Origin of the sequence: Aeromonas sp. L_1B5_3 (assembly GCF_963866575.1) — a bacterium.
GTDB lineage: Bacteria > Pseudomonadota > Gammaproteobacteria > Enterobacterales > Aeromonadaceae > Aeromonas > Aeromonas jandaei.
The window spans coordinates 1-299 of the sequence record NZ_CAWMDN010000058.1 but is presented as its reverse complement, the minus strand read 5'-3'; the positions used below and the strand labels follow the sequence as shown (position 1 = coordinate 299).

General features: G+C 58.5%; 1 protein-coding gene. It reads right to left on the bottom strand.

Annotation, left to right across the window (positions count from 1 at the left end; genetic code table 11):
- Positions 1 to 299: GTP-binding protein (locus AACR93_RS03965; protein WP_043852285.1), on the bottom strand; the 299-nt coding region annotated here is incomplete at both ends.

Here is a 299-nt window from a genome sequence, read left to right as displayed (position 1 = left end):
GTCTGCGGCATCGGGCCGTCAGTCGCTGCTACTACCAGGATCGCGCCGTCCATCTGGGCAGCACCGGTGATCATGTTTTTAACGTAGTCGGCGTGACCCGGGCAGTCTACGTGTGCGTAGTGACGGGTAGCGGTGTCGTATTCTACGTGGGAGGTGTTGATGGTGATACCACGCTCACGCTCTTCCGGTGCCTTGTCGATCTGGTCGAAGGCGAAAGCTTTACCACCGAAGTGCTTGGCCAGCACGTTGGTGATAGCTGCAGTCAGGGTGGTTTTACCGTGGTCAACGTGGCCGATGGT